Here is a 17,343-nt window from a genome sequence, read left to right on the forward strand (position 1 = left end):
TTTTTCTGCCATAATCGTCCCAAAATACTAGCTTTTTGAGCATGAAGAGCTGAAACAGGCAGACTTTTTCAAGGCCCCAAAAAGGCACTTGTCTTTATATATCAATGCTTTTAGATTTATTCAGCAACCCCTAATTATTAATTATTAATTATTAACTAGACAGTGCAAAGTTCTTGGAATAACTATTGCTAGCTAAGGCTTTCAGGGATCTCAAGGTTAGAAACTCTACATTCACAACTGTAGGTGCTGTAAGCCTTTTCCAGTAATACTTTCAGTCTTTAAAATAAATCCTTTTTCAGAAGAACTTTGTACTCTCAAGATTATTAATTATTAATTATTAATTATTAATTATTAATTATTAATTATTAATTATTAATTATTGAATACTCCCTAAAACAAACAAATTTTGTACCTCACCAATATGATAATTGCTATAACTGATAACTGAAATGACGGTGGGGTATTAAACCCACCACAGAAAAGATAAATTAATTAATTAATCAATACAAAAAAACCCTAATTAATAAATTCTGCCATACCTAAATAGCGAACTTCTTGGGGAGTCACTTCAAATCTACAGGGCAAAATTTCTACCCCTTTTTTAACAGCTTCTCTCAAGAGTTGACCATAATCAGGATCAGCAATATCTCCAGGGGAAAACTGATAACAATCACCACGATTTATAAAAAATAAACATACAGCTCTTTCGCCTTTTTTAACTACTTCAATTAATTCTCGTAAATGCTTTTGCCCTCTTTCTGTAACCGTGTCTGGAAATAAAGCAATTCGTTTATTTGCCCAAGTCGTATTTTTCACCTCAAGATAAATATTTTGACTCTGACTAATTAACTTAAAATCTACCCGACTTTTTTTGTCTTTCCCATAAACAACTTCTGGTTTAACTTCACTATAATCTCCCAATTCAGGAAATAAATATTCTGCTAAAGCTAACTTAATAACTCGATTAGGCAAAGCCGTATTAATTCCTACCCAAGTTGGTTCATTATCTGTTACTTGAATTAATTCCCAAGTATAAGCCAACTTTCGTTTAGGGTTATTACTATGAGAAACCATCACAGGACTACCAGAAGTACAAACTCCTTTCATCGGACCTGTATTTGCACAGTGAGCAGTAATTATTTCTCCAGATTTTAACTCTATATCTGCCAGAAACCTTTTATAACGCTTAATCAAAATTCCAGACTCAAGAGTTGGATATTTATAAGAGAATTTTGGCGGATTATTCATAAATTATTTGACAATAAATTATATTGACTTTAAATCAATACGGTTAGGATAATACAAAAAAAATTAAAATTATTATTTTTGTTTAAACTCGGAAAATATCAACTATTATTTCCTAATTCAGTAGCACCTAGCTCTCCTTTCTCAACCTTAGTATCTAATTTATAGTTATCAGGAAATAAAACTTTAGCGATCGCTTTAGCAGTTCTTCCTTCTCGCCATAACCAGTGATTATCCTGCCCTTTTTCTCGAATATGAACTATGCCCTCATCTATAAGGGTAGAAATTTCACTAAAATCAGAAAAAGTAGAACCTATTTTTTCCGGCCAACAAACTTGATGTTTAATCATCGGATAATCAGAAGCAATAATATAGCATCCACAAGAAGCTGCATCACTAATTACTCCACTGGTTCGGTAGTAATAGCGGTCTTTATCGTAATGAATTACTAAAATGTCTATTTCCGTTAAAATCTGGATATAGTTTTCTTGTTTAGTAGTGTCATAAAGAGTTACATTAAGTTCATCTAAATATTTTGGTTTTTGACCAAAAGGTGTTCCAATTACCAGTTCACATTGATGCTCTGAAGACTTAATATATTCTTGTAATTTATCAATTACTTGATTGATTGGTTTATCTGGGCGAATCATTCCTACAACACCAATTTTAATTGGAACATTAGAGGGTATTCTTTCTCCTGGTAAAAATTTAGGTTTAGCCTCACTAATAATAGGATGAGGAATTATATATTTAGATTTGTCTGGTAATCTAAATTTTTCAGGCAGCACATCATCATCTACTTCAAAAGAAACAACTTTTAGTTTTTTAAATAGTTTTAAATAAGCTTTTAGATAAAGTAATCCCCAAAATTTAAGTTTGTTAGTCATGGCAAATTGTTGATTACCATGCAGACATATTAAAACTTCTTTTCCTCGTAATGCCATAATGGCAAATAAAGGCATAACAAATAACAAATGTTGATTATAAATCTCGAAAATAAAAATAGTATCTACATCAGAAAACTTTAGAGCATTTAACCCCATGCAAATATGGCGATACTCTCGGCGAATTTGTAAACCTATTGAGTATTTAAGAAATTTAGTAAACTTCTTAATCCAGTTGGGAAGAGGAATTTCTAAAGAAATAAATCCGATTTTTTGAGACTCAATATATTCTTCCAGGAGCAAAAAGTCCTTGAGTCCATCGTGCATTAATTTCATAATTTTATTCGCTAGCTATCTATTAGATAAGTTTTTATATAAGCATTTCACAGTAAATGTGAAATACATTAATTTTATTCAAATTATACTACTGGGAATTTGGGAAATAAAGTCAAATAAAATTACTTCAATTCATATATAGCGTTTCTCAACCTGATGAGGTACACCTATCTTTATTTGTCTTCTATTCTCTGTTTCCTGTTCCCAGTTAAGTGTTCCCTAAAACCAACGATTTTTGTACCTCACGCTTCTGGGGAATTGCTATAATGTTTTTATTTGAGATGTAAATCCAGATTGAGGTTTTTTATAAGACAAAAAGCACGCCGTTTTATTAGCTTATATCCTTGTGTTTGTTACTATTTAATCCTGTTTTTTCTCCTTTACTATTCCCTCCATACCTTTTTCATAGCACTTGGTTTCCACATCCCAGATAAAAACGCTATATACCAATTCCCAAAAAGATTGAGGTACAAATTTTTTTAATTTTAAGGAGTTTTGTCACCCTTGGTATAACTTGATAAATTTTATGGGAATGAGATTATATTAATTCTATCTCCAAACAAATCTCAGATTGTTTTTATCAATCAAAATCTTAGAGAGTTGAGTTTCTCTTGCTAAACTTGAATTTTTCCTGATATTAAATTAAGTCGAAAGTTCGTTCAGTTAGAAAAAATTAGAGAATTGAAGTAAAATTTGCTCGGGAAAGTTCTTTAACACCATCAAGTTTACTGATGACTTGTTCGTGTAAACTTTGTCTTTGATAAATTAATTTATGGACTAATTCTACAAGTTCATTTTGATTGGGAACGAATAGTTTCTTTGGTTCAATAAATAAAGGTTCAAGGTTAAAGTGTTGGTAGAGACCTTCAAATTTTCCCTGATAAGTAATACAAGCAATTGGTGTACCCTGTCCTAGACAAGCAATGCCTAAGTGCATCCTGCCAGTAAGTACACAATCTATATGTTTAACTATTGCTTTAATTTCTCTAGCTAAACAGGGAAAAGGAATTTTGACAAAGGATGAAGCAACTTCATCGGGAAGATTTTCCATGATTTTTTTTGATAAAATATCATCATTAATTCCATTAACAATACGGCTATCGTGAGGCAAGAAAATAAAACTTAATTGCTCATTATCTTTGTGCAATTTTGTGAGAGTATCAGCTAAAACTTGAACCAAATCATTGGCTGTGATTCCCTCTAACATTTTTCAATAGTAAGCCATGAATATTAATTCCCAAAATAATCTTATTTTGACTTTTCTGAATATTAACCCATTCCAATACTTCAGCTAATCTCTCCGACTGTTCAGTAGGTTTTAATAAAAAGGCTAAATCTGCTACTAAATTAACAGGGTGATAAATTGAATCAATTAATCGAGGTAATTAGGGTTTGCTGAAAAAGTCTTATGGGTAAGGGTAGGAGACAGGAGACAGGAGAAATGGGAATTATAGAGGAGGTAGGAGGAAGAATAGTCAAGGGATTATTCTGCGCAACTCTTACCTAAAATGCTAATTTTTTGAATCATTACGACCATTAAGCTTGGACTTTTTTTAACTAAAAAATGCTAAAATTTTGATATGTCAATGCTTTTAGATTTAATCAGCAAACCCTAATTATCCATTATCCATTATCCATTATCAATTATTGAAAGCTTGTTCTATTAATGAAATATCCACCTCTTCATCTGTGAATTGACGGACACTATATCGAGACGTAAAAAATCTCTAAGATCAATTTTTGCCGATGCTTGAATATCAGTTTTTTTGACTATTTTAGTTCCGCCTTCTTTGCCTAATAGATGATTATTTTGGGGGAGGTTATTTTTAATTTTAGAAATAGTCTCATAAGCTGTCTCATTTGTCTCATTATCTAAATCAAGTTCTAAATTAAAGTCATAATATTCTTATAAAGCATTAAGAGTAATCATTACAGTTTCATCAGAACCATATTTATTTTGGTATTCTGGTAAAAAATCACCCAAACGCTTAATAACATCTTTTCCAAATCCCTTCCTAGGCTGTTTCAAAGCCAAGCCTTTTTCTAGTCGGTGATAGTCCATAGTAATTAAGGCTCTTAAATTTGTTTGAGTGCTGATTTTATCGGTGCATCTCAATGCGTGAATAAAGCCAAAAATTTATCGCTTTTAGGCAACAGCTCATCTGGCAACAGGCAACAGGGAATAGGGAATAGGGAATAGGGAATATATGGGAAAAAAAGTATTTTTGCTTGCTATGAGATGCACCCAATTTTATTACTTGCAGATGACCACTTGAAGAAACGTTTAAAATCAGAATAAAAATTGACAAATAATATCCACCCCTTAATATTTTTAATAATCCATAAACCCATGAGACTGCCATTTAAAGACTCATAAACTCTTTTGATAATTTGCCCTTGTTTTTTCATTAATGATAATTGAGTTAAAACCCAAATAGAAAGTACCAAAAAAAACAAATATCCGGTTTTCTATCGCTCAATACCGAATCGTGATTAAACTTATTTAAGCAACATCAATATATTGTACTCGTGTCTGAATCAAAATCACAAAAATCCTCTCGTTCCCTAGCAGGAATAGCTGGCATCGTAGCAGTAGCCACATTAATTAGCAAAATATTTGGCCTAGTACGTCAACAAGCGATCGCCGCCGCCTTCGGAGTAGGTGCTGCAGTGGACGCCTATAACTACGCTTATGTCATACCTGGGTTTTTATTAGTCTTATTAGGAGGCATCAACGGACCTTTTCATAGTGCCATCGTTAGTGTCTTAGCAAAGCGCCATAAGTCCGAAGCTGCTCCACTGGTAGAAACAATAACTACTTTCGTTGGTGGAGTATTGTTCTTCGTCACAGTTGGCCTGATTATTTTTGCCGATCCTTTGATTGACCTAGTGGCGCCGGGGTTAAGTCAAACGTCAAAAGGTCTAGAAATTCGAGCGATCGCCATCCAACAATTCCAGATTATGGCCCCAATGGCTTTACTGGCAGGATTAATTGGTATTGGTTTTGGAGCGCTTAATGCTGCGGATATGTATTGGTTGCCTTCTATTAGCCCCTTATTTTCTAGTGTGGCTTTAATCGGAGGACTTTTTATTTTAGCCTTACAGTTAGGGGAAAAAATTATTCAACCGGAATATGCCATGATAGGAGGTTTAGTTTTAGCCTGGGGTACCCTCATCGGAGCAATATTACAATGGTTAATTCAAGTTCCTTCTTTGTGGCGAAATGGTTTAGGAAAATTACGTTTCAGATTTAATTTTCGACATCCAGGAGTACAGGAAGTTACTAAAGTAATGGTACCTGCTACTTTGTCTTCTGGAATGTTACATATTAATGTTTATACCGATTTATTTTTTGCTTCTTATATTCCTCAAGCTGCTGCTTCGTTGGCTTATTCTGGTTTGTTAGTACAGACTCCTTTGGGGATTATTTCTAATGTTATTTTGGTACCTTTTTTACCGATATTTTCTCGATTGGCGGAACCGGAAAGTTGGAATGAATTAAAATATAGAATTCGCCAAGCTTTGGTATTAACTGGTATTACGATGTTGCCTTTAAGTGCGATTATGGTAACTCTGGCTTTGCCTATTGTGAGGGTGGTTTATGAACGTTATGCTTTTGATTTATCGGCATCAAATTTTGTGGCTTCTGTGTTGATGGCTTATGCGTTGGGAATGTTTGTTTATTTGGGAAGGGATGTTTTGGTTAGGGTTTTTTATGCTTTGGGAGATGGAGAGACTCCTTTTAAGATTAGTGTGATTAATATTTTTCTGAATGTGGTGTTGGATTATTTGTTAGTTAATGCTTTTGGTGCTCCTGGTTTGGTTTTGGCAACGGTGGGAGTAAATTTAATTTCAATGGTAATTTTTCTCTGGTTATTAAATAGGAAACTTGGTGGGTTGCCTTGGGGTGAATGGTTGATGCCTTTTACTGGTTTAATTGCTGGAGCTTTTGCGACTGCTTTGGTTTGTTGGGGCGTGCTTTTAGGTTGTCAGTTGGTGTTGGGAAGTGAGGGATTTTTTGTACAGTTATTGGAACTTGGTTTGGCGAGTTTTTCGGGGTTAGGTATCTTTGGTTTGATAGTAATGAAAATGAATTTGCCAGAAGTAGATATTTTTGTTGGACGAATTAGACAAAAATTGGGAATTTGATTTGAGATCCTCGTAGCTTTTATCTTTTTTTCTCAACTAACAAAGCGATCGTCTGTTCAACTACTACCCTTCAAGAATTTAGAATTTAGAATTTAGAATTTAGAATTACCTCTCCTTTAAAACGGATAGGATTGACTTAAAGGAAATTTTTTCTTTTTATCCCCTTAAAAGGGGAGGCTTTATACCACAATTTTTCGGTAAGTCACAACTCAAAAGCTAAAGGTATTTTTAACTAAGTTTTTCCGACAGAAACTTTAAATAGGTAGTGCTATGTATCGCATTAAGAAAAAGGTTGATATTTTTTATAAGTAGTTTTGATAATTTACCCTTTGCTTGATGCTTCATTCTCTGAAACTACTATTTCCCTATACGCAACAGAAGAAATCTCACAACTCATCTCAGATTTCCGAGTGCTTCATTCTCTGAAACTACTATTTCCCTATACGCAACAGAAGAAATCTCACAACTCATCTCAGATTTCCGAGTGCTTCATTCTCTGAAACTACTATTTCCCTATACGCAACAGAAGAAATCTCACAACTCATCTCAGATTTCCGAGTGCTTCATTCTCTGAAACTACTATTTCCCTATACGCAACAGAAGGAATTTCACCACTCATCTCAGATTTCCGAGTGCTTCATTTTCTGGAGCTACTATTTCTCTATACGCAACAGAAGAAATTTCACCACTCATCTCAGATTTCCGAGTGCTTCATTCTCTGAAACTACTATTTCTCTATACGCAACAGAAGAAATCTCACAACTCATCTCAGATTTCCGAGTGCTTCATTCTCTGAAACTACTATTTCCCTATACGCAACAGAAGGAATTTCACCACTCATCTCAGATTTCCGAGTGCTTCAGAGAATGAAGCTACTATTTCTCTATACGCAATAGAAGGAATTTCACCACTCATCTCAGATTTCCGAGTGCTTCAGAGAATGAAGCTACTATTTCTCTATACGCAATAGAAGGAATTTCACCACTCATCTCAGATTTCCGAGTGCTTCAGAGAATGAAGCTACTATTTCTCTATACGCAATAGAAGGAATTTCACCACTCATCTCAGATTTCCGAGTGCTTCAGAGAATGAAGCTACTATTTCTCTATACGCAACAGTCGGAAATTTCATCACTCATCTCAGATTCTGGAGTGCTTCAGAGAATGAAGCTACTATTTCTCCATACGCAATAGTCGGAAATTCAGAACTCACCTCAGATTCTTGAGTGCTTCAGAGAATGAAAGTACTATTTCTCCATACGCAATAGAAGAAATTCCACCACTCATCTCAGATTTCCGAGTGCTTCATAAAATGAAAGTACTATTTCTCCATACGCAATAGAAGAAATTCCACCACTCATCTCAGATTCCGGAGTGCTTCATTTTCTGAAGCAACTATTTCTCCATACGCAATAGTCGGAAATTCAGAACTCACCTCAGATTCTTGAGTGCTTCATAGAATGAAACTACTATTTCCCTATACGCAATAGAAGAAATTTCATCACTCATCTCAGATTTCTAGTGTGCTTCATAAAATGAATTTACTATTTCCCTATACGCAATAGTCAGGAATTTCACCACTCATCTCATATTCTGAGTGCTTGATAAAATGAAACTACTATTTCCCTATACGCAACAGTTAAAATTTCACCACTCATCTCATAGCCTAAGTGCTTCAGAGAATGAAATTACTATTTCCCTATGCGCAATAGTCGGAAATTTACAATCCCTCGCGGAATTTTTCATTTCCTGAAGCTCAAGTTTTCCTATAGGCAATAGAAGGAAATTCACAACTCACCTCAGATTTCGAGTGCTTCAGAGAATGAAACTACTATTTTCCTATACGCAATAGAAGGAAATTGACGATCGCTCGCGGAATTTTTCATTTCCTGAAGCTCAAGTTTTCCCATAGGTAATAGAAGGAAATTTCACAACTGACCTCAAATTTTGAGTGCTTCAGAGAATGAAATGACTATTTCCCTATACGCAATAGAAGGAAATTGACGATCGCTCGCGGAATTTTTCATTTCCTGAAGCTCAAGTTTTCCCATAGGTAATAGAAGGAAATTTCACAACTGACCTCAAATTTTGAGTGCTTCAGAGAATGAAATGACTATTTCCCTATCCGCAATAGAAGGAAATTTACAATCCCTCGCGGAATTTTTCATTTCCTGAAGCTCAAGTTTTCCCATAGGTAATAGAAGGAAATTTCACAACTAACCTCAGATTTTGAGTGCTTCAGAGAATGAGGATACTATTTTCCTATCCGCAATAGAAGGAAATTCACAACTAACCTCAGATTTTGAGTGCTTCAGAGAATGAGGATACTATTTCCCTATACACAATAGAAGGAAATTGACGATCGCTCGCGGAATTTTTCATTTCCTGAAGCTCAAGTTTTCCCATAGGCAATAGAAGAAATTTCACAACTGACCTCAGATTTCAAGTAGTGCTTCAGAGAATGAAATGACTATTTCCCTATACGCAATAGAAGGAAATTGACAATCCCTCGCAGAATTTTTCATTTCCTGAAGCTCAAGTTTTCCCATAGGCAATAGAAAGAAATTTTACAACTGACCTCAGATTTTTAGTGCTTCAGACAATGAAACTACTATTTCCCTATACGCAATAGAAGGAAATTCACCCCACTCTGGAGTGCTTCATAGAATGAAACTACTATTCCCCTATACGCAATAGTAGAAAAATTGAGAATCAGAAGACAGAAAAACTTAAACTATCCTTTTTCATTCAAGAGCAGCTAAAGAACATACCAAAATACCTTCAACACAATATTTTTCAATGGCCTAGACTAAGTATATATGAGCGCACCTTCTCCATTATGTATAACAATACCATATAATTTATTTTTTGTCAACTAATTTTTATTCATTAACCATTATTAGGAGTAGTGAGTCAAAATTTAATTTACTACCCTATCCACAAAAATCAACGACTATTTCTCCTCTTAAATACCGACTTCTAGAATCTAGGGTTTGTTATGATGTCAATAGTTAAATATCAAATTAAAAGTAGATATGAGTACACAACTTCGTGGATATTTAGAAAATATTAGCTTAGGAATAATCGCTGGTATTTTAACTAATTTTATTACAGCTTTAATAGTTAACTATTTTCAACCAGGTGTAGTAGCAATTAAACAATATAAAACCATTAGTACAGCAATTTTTATATTAATTACTCCAATAATTTTCAACTATTTATTGCAGAAACTGGATATTGATTGGAGTAAAATAGCATTAGTAAGTTTGATATCTATAATGTTATTAGAAAGCATTTTCTTTAGTGCTTTTCCCACTAAAGAAATCAATATTAACCAATATGTAACACTCTATCCAGAATACTCAGAATACTTTGAGGGAGTTGCTTTAAAGAGAACCGATTATAATAAGGTTTGGACACATGATGCCAAAATTGGAGTTTTGAAGAATCAATTGCATATATTACTCCAAGTAGAATGGAAAAAAGAGGAAAAAATGAAAGGTTTAAGAAGAAACTATGGAGGGTATATCTATTATCAAATGGATGTATCTGATAGTTCTCTTAGAGGAAGAACTGAAACGACAACAAAAATAATTAATTATTCTTTTCGGCCAGCTAGAGGAATTTTATCTTACATCATAGGATTCATTGATACAGGATATCTCATCAAAAGAACAAATATAAATGATTTGACCTCTAAAATAGAAGAGATAGTTAAGGAAAATAGAATTTTAGAGAAGATAAGAGAGGGTAGATAGAGATAGAAGTTTAGGTAAACATTCAGCAGTTAACTCTCAGCAATAAGCTATTAATTTATTAATTTATTAATTTTGCAAAAAGAACTAATATAGAATTTTTTACTTTTATAGTGTATCTAGTTAATATGAGATACACTATTTTTTATTTGCTACTCCTTACTCCCCAAATTCAAAAGAGCAGACATATTTCCATCTGCTACTAAGACAAGATAAATATCATTATTTGTCACAACAACCTTTTCAACTTCAATCGTTTTAACTTCAATATTTGCATCAATTTCAGGAGGCAACTTTATCTGCTGAATATATTTATTAGCTTCATCTTTAGCTCGAATTAATTCTTGGTCTAAAGGAAAAGAAAGACGTTCTTCAATTTGCTGAAGCAAAATAGGTTTCAAAAGCGAATCTGCTGATGATAATAAAGCATTTTTTGTATCAACATCATAATCTAGTTCAACCACTTTCAGATTATTAGACTCTTGATCATAAAAAATATTACCCCAAAGATATAATATTCCTTTTGCTCCCTGAATAAAATTGCCTTTATCAGCCTTAAAATCAACCTTAACAAGAATTTTTTCACCTAATGCAGATAAATTAATTTCATTAACAATGAATTTCAGATTTTCATCAACAGACAAAGACTTACCTCTAACTTTAGATTGAAGAGTCTTATTCAATTCATCAAGGGAAACTTGCACAGGCAAATTTATTAAAAACTTATCTATTATCTGCTCTTGAATAGTAAGATTAGGCAACTGTTTAAAATTAATAACAGGAGCTTCTTTACATATACAAGTATCGACAAACATCTCAATAGCAATTCCAGACTGAACATTTTCACCATCACTCAAATCAAACTCCTTAAAACTAACATTCTGTGGTTCAGTTTTAATCCAAATTGAAGGGTCTTTATTTATTTGTTCTGACAAATGCAAATTATTCCATTGTTTTGTGACTTCTGCCTTTAGGTTTAAATTTTTAACAAGTTCAGCAATTAATTTAGGCTTCTCTTTATTGATAGCCTTATCCACCTGTTTTTTCAGAAGACTACGAATACTAATAGTGCCAACATTTTTTATTGGTACATCTGCTTTAGTTAAATTAGTCGATACATTTAGATTCGGTTGAATATTCCATTCATTATCTATTCCTAAAGAAAGATCGCCAAAAATTGTACCTACAATATTTGTCCGCGCACTAACTGGAATCTTAGTAAAACGTAAATTAATTTTTCCCTTTATTCTTGCAGTTCCTGATATTGGTACTGAAAAAGTTATCAGATTATTTTTAGTACCAATACTCAAATATTTGCGATTAATTTCGTAAGTAAGATTATCATTAGAGAGCAAATCCGTAGGGTCAGATTCTGTACCCACAAATGTCTGAGGAATATTCAGATTTAGTGCTTTCTCAATATTAGCCAAAGGAATTTTTACAGGTAGATTTAATATACTTTCACTACGTTCAGGTTGTAATGTATTAGCTGATATTAACTCCGGCAATTTAGGTTGAATATCTATTCCTTTAAAAGCTGCTCTCGAAGAAAAAATAATCATAATTAGCACTAATATTATTAAAATAGAAAATTTTATTATTCGTGGAATAGTAAATTTTTTCATTGATTTTATTGGCATAATTTTTGACTATTGAAACTCTTCTTTTATTGAGTAGGGGTAGTAGAGACATGGGGGAACTTAGAAGGATAGTTTTTTTGCAATTTACCGAATTATTAATTATTAATTATTAATTATTAATTATTAAACAATTCAGGTTTAAAGCCTCCCCTTTTAAGGGAAAAAAAGAAATAATATTTCCTTATTTTCAATCAAGAACGGTTTTAACCAGAGGTAATTATCAATTATCAATTATCCATTATCAATTAATGAATAGCAAGCTAACTGAATCCTGTTTAGTAAGTATTCAGCAAGCTTCCTGTCAGCTAGACTCCTGGGTCGTAACTGCGGACTTCAGCAATAATACTCTCTTCTTAAGGGCAGTATTTAAATTAATATAGACGTAAGTATTCAGTCAGTCAGCTATCAACTTTATTACCTTTAGTAGACAATTTAAGTTGGCTGTTCTTGTGATTCAATTCTTTGTTTAAAAATGTCGTAGAAGTTAAGTAAATGTTTGCTTAATTCATTAAAAAGCTGATAGCTGACTCCTGATTACATATAGACTTTAAGGGCAAGGGGGGTAACTTTTGTAGTAAGACAATTAATAAAGCTTTTATCCTAAACTAAAAGCAATAGCTGTGAGTTATTAGTTTATGATCGGCTCAAAAGAGGAATTAGTCTCCAAGGATAATTAAAACTTATAAAAAAAATGTCTTCAGCTAACCTTAGTAATTTCTTGAATATGTTCAAAAGCTGAATGCTGAATGCTAATAGCTGAATGCTTACTTATAAACTTATTTTATCGGAAATAAAAATTAGTCTATAAAAAGAATTAAAAGTTATGTTTGCACAGTATTCCGCAGGAAAGAAAAATTCTTATCTCAACTTAGTAAATTATTATTACATTCAAAACCTATCTGCGTGGAATGACCAAGTAAAAGCGGAATACTTTATACTTACGATGAAAATTTGACAAAATAGAACGTTTCTGAATAAAATATCTTACCTAAATAACACGGGAGCATGAAAGCCATCGTCTTTTAAGCGATGGATGAAAGTCGAGGAGTCGGATTTTAATCCGATGTATTTTATTTTACCAAAAAACCAGGTGGAAGGCCGCCGTGTTTGAATCGGGGGGATGAAAACAAAGGAGTAGTCTGGACTAGACAACTAAAGTTTTCCTCTGTTACTATGAGCAACAATAAGTTATCCAACGCCCGTTTCAAATGTACTCTTGTCAGCAAGTTCTAGTAGGCAAAAATCCCGAATTAATTGCTATCTTAACATTCTTATGTGAAGAGTCTCACAAGCTCACTAACATGGGAATATATTATGCTAGGCAACTATATTTTAAGTCTCACAAAACTCTCGGCAAGTTTGACTTGGAAAAAGTCTACAAAAAGAACAATCACTATAAAGTTTTATATTCACAAGCAGCACAACAAATATTGAGAACTGTAGCTGAATCATTTCGCTCTTATTATGGTCTAATAAAAGCCTACAATGAAGGAAAAATCTCAGACAGACCAAGGATTCCTAACTATAGAAAAAAAGGGGGAATGGCTACAGTTAGTTATCCTTCTCAAGCATTAAAACTCAAAGGTAATCAAATTAGAGTACCATTAGGCAATACTTGTAAACGCTGGTTTGGAGTAGATAGCTTTTTAATTCCAATGCCTAGTAATCTCGCATTTTCTACTCTCAAAGAACTGAGAATATTACCGAGAAACAGATGTTTTACCCAAGAATTTGTCTATAAAAAAGAAGTAATAGTTAAACCTCAATTAAATCAAGAAAATGTATTAGGAATAGATCATGGTGTAAATAATTGGTTGAGTTGTGTATCCAATGTAGGAACAAGCTTAATTGTAGATGGGAAACACCCACCCCTTTGGTTCCCCTCCCGGGAGGGGATAGGGGTGGGTTGGTACAACAAACAAGTATCAACTATTAAAGAAAATAAACCTTTGGGATTTTGGTCAAATAGGCTAGCTTCTATTACTGAAAAACGTAACCGCCAAATCCGATTTGGGTATTAATAAAGCAGCCAAAATAGTAATTAATCATTGCTTAAAAAATTCTATTGGTACAATTGTATTTGGTTGGAATAAAGGTCAGAAAAATGAAATAAAATTAGGAAAAAAAAGTAATTCAGAATTTGTACCAATTCCCACAGCTAGACTCAAAGAAAGAATAGCTCAATTATCTTCTGAGTATGGGATTATATTTATAGAAACTGAGGAAAGCTATACAAGTATGGCTTCATTTTTAGATGGTGACAATCTACCTAATTATGGTGAAAAACCCAATGATTGGAAACCATCACCGAAAAGAATCAAGCGTGGTTTGTATAGAACAGGTAATAATTGGTGTGAAGACTGCAGACTGTAATGGGGCTGCAAATATAATCACAAAAGTAAGCCGCAAAGCAGTAGGGGCGATTCGCGAATCGCCCCTACTTAAGCCAACTGTGTAGGGGCACCGCGGAAATTGTCCCCAGAGAATGTATTTCAGCTAAGAATAGACGGAGCAACACGGATTTATCGGTGTTGCGTAGTATCTGCTTAGAATCCCCTCGGCAATAGCTGCGGGGAGTAGTCAATTCCTTGTTCAATATTGGCAAAGAATCAAAAGTTTTCTGAGTGGAAAAACTCAGAAAGTTAACTCATCTAAAGTAAATAGAAGAAACTATCTAAAATCATGTCAAAAGAAATATTCGATTTTGTCATTCCCCTTTATAAAATACGTTGGAATACCCAAGCTGTTTTAGAAGGAATTACTCATCACTACAAACCTCGGGCTATTCATATAATAGCCCCAGAAAATGAAGCTATATCCCTAGAGCAAAAGGTAAAGGGATGGCAAGTTACTCCAGTCTATAACCATAAAGAAGAATTATTTTTTCAAAAGAGTAGTCTGACAAAAGAAGCAATTTGCTCAGAGCTTGACTTAGGTAAATCACTATATAATCCTGGTTGGTTCTATCAACAATTATTAAAACTTGGTGCTAATGAAGGTATTGAAAATTTGAGTGAATGGTTTGTTGTCTGGGATAGTGACCTACTTCCAGTCAATACTTGGCCACTCATCAGTAGCGATCGCCAAACTACAGGACACACATTTGCACTTCTTCAAGATAATAGATATGGTAATCCTCATATTGTATCGAAGTGGGCTGAATGGATTACTTCGGTATTGGGGGTGGAACCACTGACAGATAAAGACGCTACTTTTGTTCCACATCATATGTGGTTTAAGCAGGAGCATCTGGAATCTTTTAAACAGCAAATTAAAAACTATTTTCAATCTGAGGATAATTGGTTGCTGTTAATGATGCGCTCTGCTAATAAGTTTGAAACTTTTAGTGAATACTGGTCTTACACTTCATGGGTAGCTGCGAAAGCTCCTGGAGATCTGGCCTTTCATCCATACAAAAACTACGGAGCTACGACTGAGAGATTCTTTGATGATGGCACTGGTTTATTTTCTACTGCACTTAGGAGTTATAACTCAAGGATATTTTCTGATGAAATTAATAGTTACCAATCTATAGTATCTAGTCAGATTTTCTTTTCTCCTTCATATCAGGAAGTAGAATCATTTATTGCAGAGAAATACGAATCAGATCATCTTCCTTCATCTTTATCTTTTGAAAGTAGTCCGCGACATCTCAAGAAGGATCGAAAAAACACTCATATTGAAGAGCAACGTTCTCCTTGGAACCCCCGCAAGTTTGAATCTGATTTATATTTAAATCTGGGATGCGGAGCAAGACATCTAGATGGTTACATTAATGTAGATAAGTTTGGCAGTCCTGATATTAGCTTAGATTTAGAAACATTCCCTTGGCCGTGGGATGATAATAGCGTGGCAGAAATTGAAATGAGTCATGTCTTGGAGCATTTAGGACAACAAACAGAAATCTACCTCAAAATTATTCAGGAAATATATAGAATATGTAAGCTAGGGGCTAAGGTGCATATTAAAGTACCTCATCATCGCCACGATAATCTTTTGCACGATCCTACTCATGTACGCCCAATAACACCCTATGGTTTAAGTATGTTTTCTCAAAAACTGAACCAGGAGCGACAGGCTAAAGGATATCCTACTACACCACTAGGTATGTATTTAGGTGTGAATTTTGAGTTGGCAGAGGTTCGTTATCTTCCTAGTAAATTTTGGTATGAACGCGAGAGCGATCGGGTTAATGATACAGAGTATCTCCTGGAACAGAGTGCTATATACAGTAATCTTATCCAAGAGGTGGATATGATATTAGTGGCAATAAAGTGAAATGGATTCTGCTCCTATGTTACTGCTGTTACTTATAGCCACTTTTAACATTTTGTGAGCCTTCGGAAATTAAGGGTGGAGGGGAGGTTGCTTGTTTGCTACATACCTCAACCGCCTTTTTTTGGTGGCGTTCAGAATGATTAGTGTCTGGATGGAAGTATCTTAACTCAAACGTTATAGTTTTATTTATAGCCACCTTTAACATTTTGTGAGCTTCCGGAAATTAAGGGTGGAGGGCTAGTAACTGTTGCTAATAATCTGGTATAATCTATTATAATCTCTAATTATCTGTTTTATGCTACTTGGATTTAAAACTGAACTACATCCGAATAATCAGCAAAAAACTTTACTAGCTAAACACGCTGGTGTTGCTAGACACGCCTGGAATTGGGGATTATGGCTAACTACAAACATCCTTAATCACAATTCCAATAATCCTGAGAGTAAACTTAAATTTCCTACTGCTATTGATTTGCATAAGCTGTTGGTAGCAATGGTAAAACCTAATAACTGTTGGTACTATGAAGTGTCTAAATGTGCCCCCCAATATGCTTTAAGGTACTTATCATTAGCTTGGAAACGTTGTTTTTCTAAAATATCTGCAATGCCTAAATTCAAGAAAAAAGGTAGAGATGATAGTTTTACTTTAGACGGTTCAATATCAGTAGGTTTTAGTCATATTAAGTTGCCAAGAATTGGATGGATTAAAACTTATGAACTTTTACCAAATAATGTCACTCCTAAATCTGTAACTATTAGCAAAAAAGCTGATAGATGGTTTGTTAGTTTCAAAGTAGAAACCATACCTCAAAATACGGAGAAATCAGTAGATGTAGTTGGTGTTGATTTAGGTATAAAATCTCTAGCTACACTCTCAACTGGTGAGGTTTTTGTTGGTGTTAAATCTTATAGAAAGTTAGAAGCTAAACTGTCTCGGTTGCAATACCTGAACCGACATAAAACTAAGTTTTCTCGCAACTGGAAAAAAGCACAACTGAAGATAGCCAAACTACATAGCAAAATAGCCAACATGAGAAAAGATACATTGCACAAGCTA

General features: G+C 33.9%; 12 protein-coding genes. 6 read left to right on the forward strand and 6 right to left on the reverse strand.

Annotation, left to right across the window (positions count from 1 at the left end):
• Positions 1–516: 516 nt before the first annotated feature.
• The 5 genes from sfsA to F6K54_RS22855 form a co-directional block, all read right to left on the reverse strand.
• The gene (sfsA, locus tag F6K54_RS22835; protein WP_293082348.1) at positions 517–1,248 is read right to left on the reverse strand and encodes a DNA/RNA nuclease SfsA; all 732 of its coding nucleotides are present in this window, start codon (positions 1,246–1,248) and stop codon (positions 517–519) included.
• Positions 1,249–1,346: 98 nt separating this feature from the next.
• Positions 1,347–2,465 carry a glycosyltransferase family 1 protein gene (locus tag F6K54_RS22840; RefSeq protein WP_293082351.1) on the reverse strand — a complete coding sequence of 373 codons (1,119 nt, stop codon included), beginning with the start codon at positions 2,463–2,465 and terminating at the stop codon, positions 1,347–1,349.
• Between the two features lie 673 nt (positions 2,466–3,138).
• Positions 3,139–3,672, reverse strand: coding sequence for a polysaccharide pyruvyl transferase family protein (locus F6K54_RS22845; protein WP_293082354.1), 534 nt, complete (start codon positions 3,670–3,672; stop codon positions 3,139–3,141).
• Between the two features lie 699 nt (positions 3,673–4,371).
• Positions 4,372–4,527, reverse strand: coding sequence for a hypothetical protein (locus F6K54_RS22850; RefSeq protein WP_293082357.1), 156 nt, complete (start codon positions 4,525–4,527; stop codon positions 4,372–4,374).
• Between the two features lie 170 nt (positions 4,528–4,697).
• Entirely contained in the window at positions 4,698–4,874 is a 177-nt protein-coding gene (locus F6K54_RS22855; protein ID WP_293082360.1) for a hypothetical protein, read from the reverse strand.
• A gap of 120 nt (positions 4,875–4,994) precedes the next feature.
• Here F6K54_RS22855 and murJ point away from each other — a divergent pair, with 120 nt between their 5' ends.
• Together murJ and F6K54_RS22865 are read left to right on the forward strand one after the other, a co-directional pair.
• Positions 4,995–6,614 (forward strand): murein biosynthesis integral membrane protein MurJ, encoded by a 1,620-nt coding sequence (gene murJ / locus F6K54_RS22860; protein ID WP_293082362.1) that lies wholly within the window; start codon positions 4,995–4,997, stop codon positions 6,612–6,614.
• Between the two features lie 3,034 nt (positions 6,615–9,648).
• Positions 9,649–10,371: a hypothetical protein gene (locus tag F6K54_RS22865; RefSeq protein WP_293082365.1), complete on the forward strand. Its 723-nt coding sequence runs from the start codon at positions 9,649–9,651 to the stop codon at positions 10,369–10,371.
• 149 nt (positions 10,372–10,520) lie between these two features.
• On the opposite strand, the gene F6K54_RS22870 is transcribed toward F6K54_RS22865, so the two are convergent.
• The gene (locus F6K54_RS22870; RefSeq protein WP_293082368.1) at positions 10,521–12,008 is read right to left on the reverse strand and encodes a DUF4403 family protein; all 1,488 of its coding nucleotides are present in this window, start codon (positions 12,006–12,008) and stop codon (positions 10,521–10,523) included.
• Between the two features lie 1,208 nt (positions 12,009–13,216).
• On the opposite strand from F6K54_RS22870, the gene F6K54_RS22875 reads away from it, so the two are divergent.
• From F6K54_RS22875 to F6K54_RS22890, 4 genes are all read left to right on the forward strand, one after another.
• On the forward strand, positions 13,217–14,029 hold the full coding sequence (locus F6K54_RS22875) for a transposase (RefSeq protein ID WP_293082371.1): 813 nt from the start codon (positions 13,217–13,219) through the stop codon (positions 14,027–14,029).
• Positions 14,019–14,381, forward strand: coding sequence for an IS200/IS605 family accessory protein TnpB-related protein (locus F6K54_RS22880; protein ID WP_293082373.1), 363 nt, complete (start codon positions 14,019–14,021; stop codon positions 14,379–14,381). The genes F6K54_RS22875 and F6K54_RS22880 overlap by 11 nt, the downstream gene beginning before the upstream one ends.
• 309 nt (positions 14,382–14,690) lie before the next feature.
• Positions 14,691–16,286, forward strand: a complete 1,596-nt coding sequence (locus F6K54_RS22885) for a DUF6492 family protein (protein ID WP_293082374.1) — start codon at positions 14,691–14,693, stop codon at positions 16,284–16,286.
• 295 nt (positions 16,287–16,581) lie between these two features.
• The coding region (locus F6K54_RS22890) for a transposase (protein WP_293082375.1) at positions 16,582–17,343 on the forward strand (762 nt) is incomplete at its 3' end.

It is taken from the genome of Okeania sp. SIO3B5 (genome assembly GCF_010692555.1).
Classification (GTDB): Bacteria; Cyanobacteriota; Cyanobacteriia; order Cyanobacteriales; family Microcoleaceae; genus Okeania.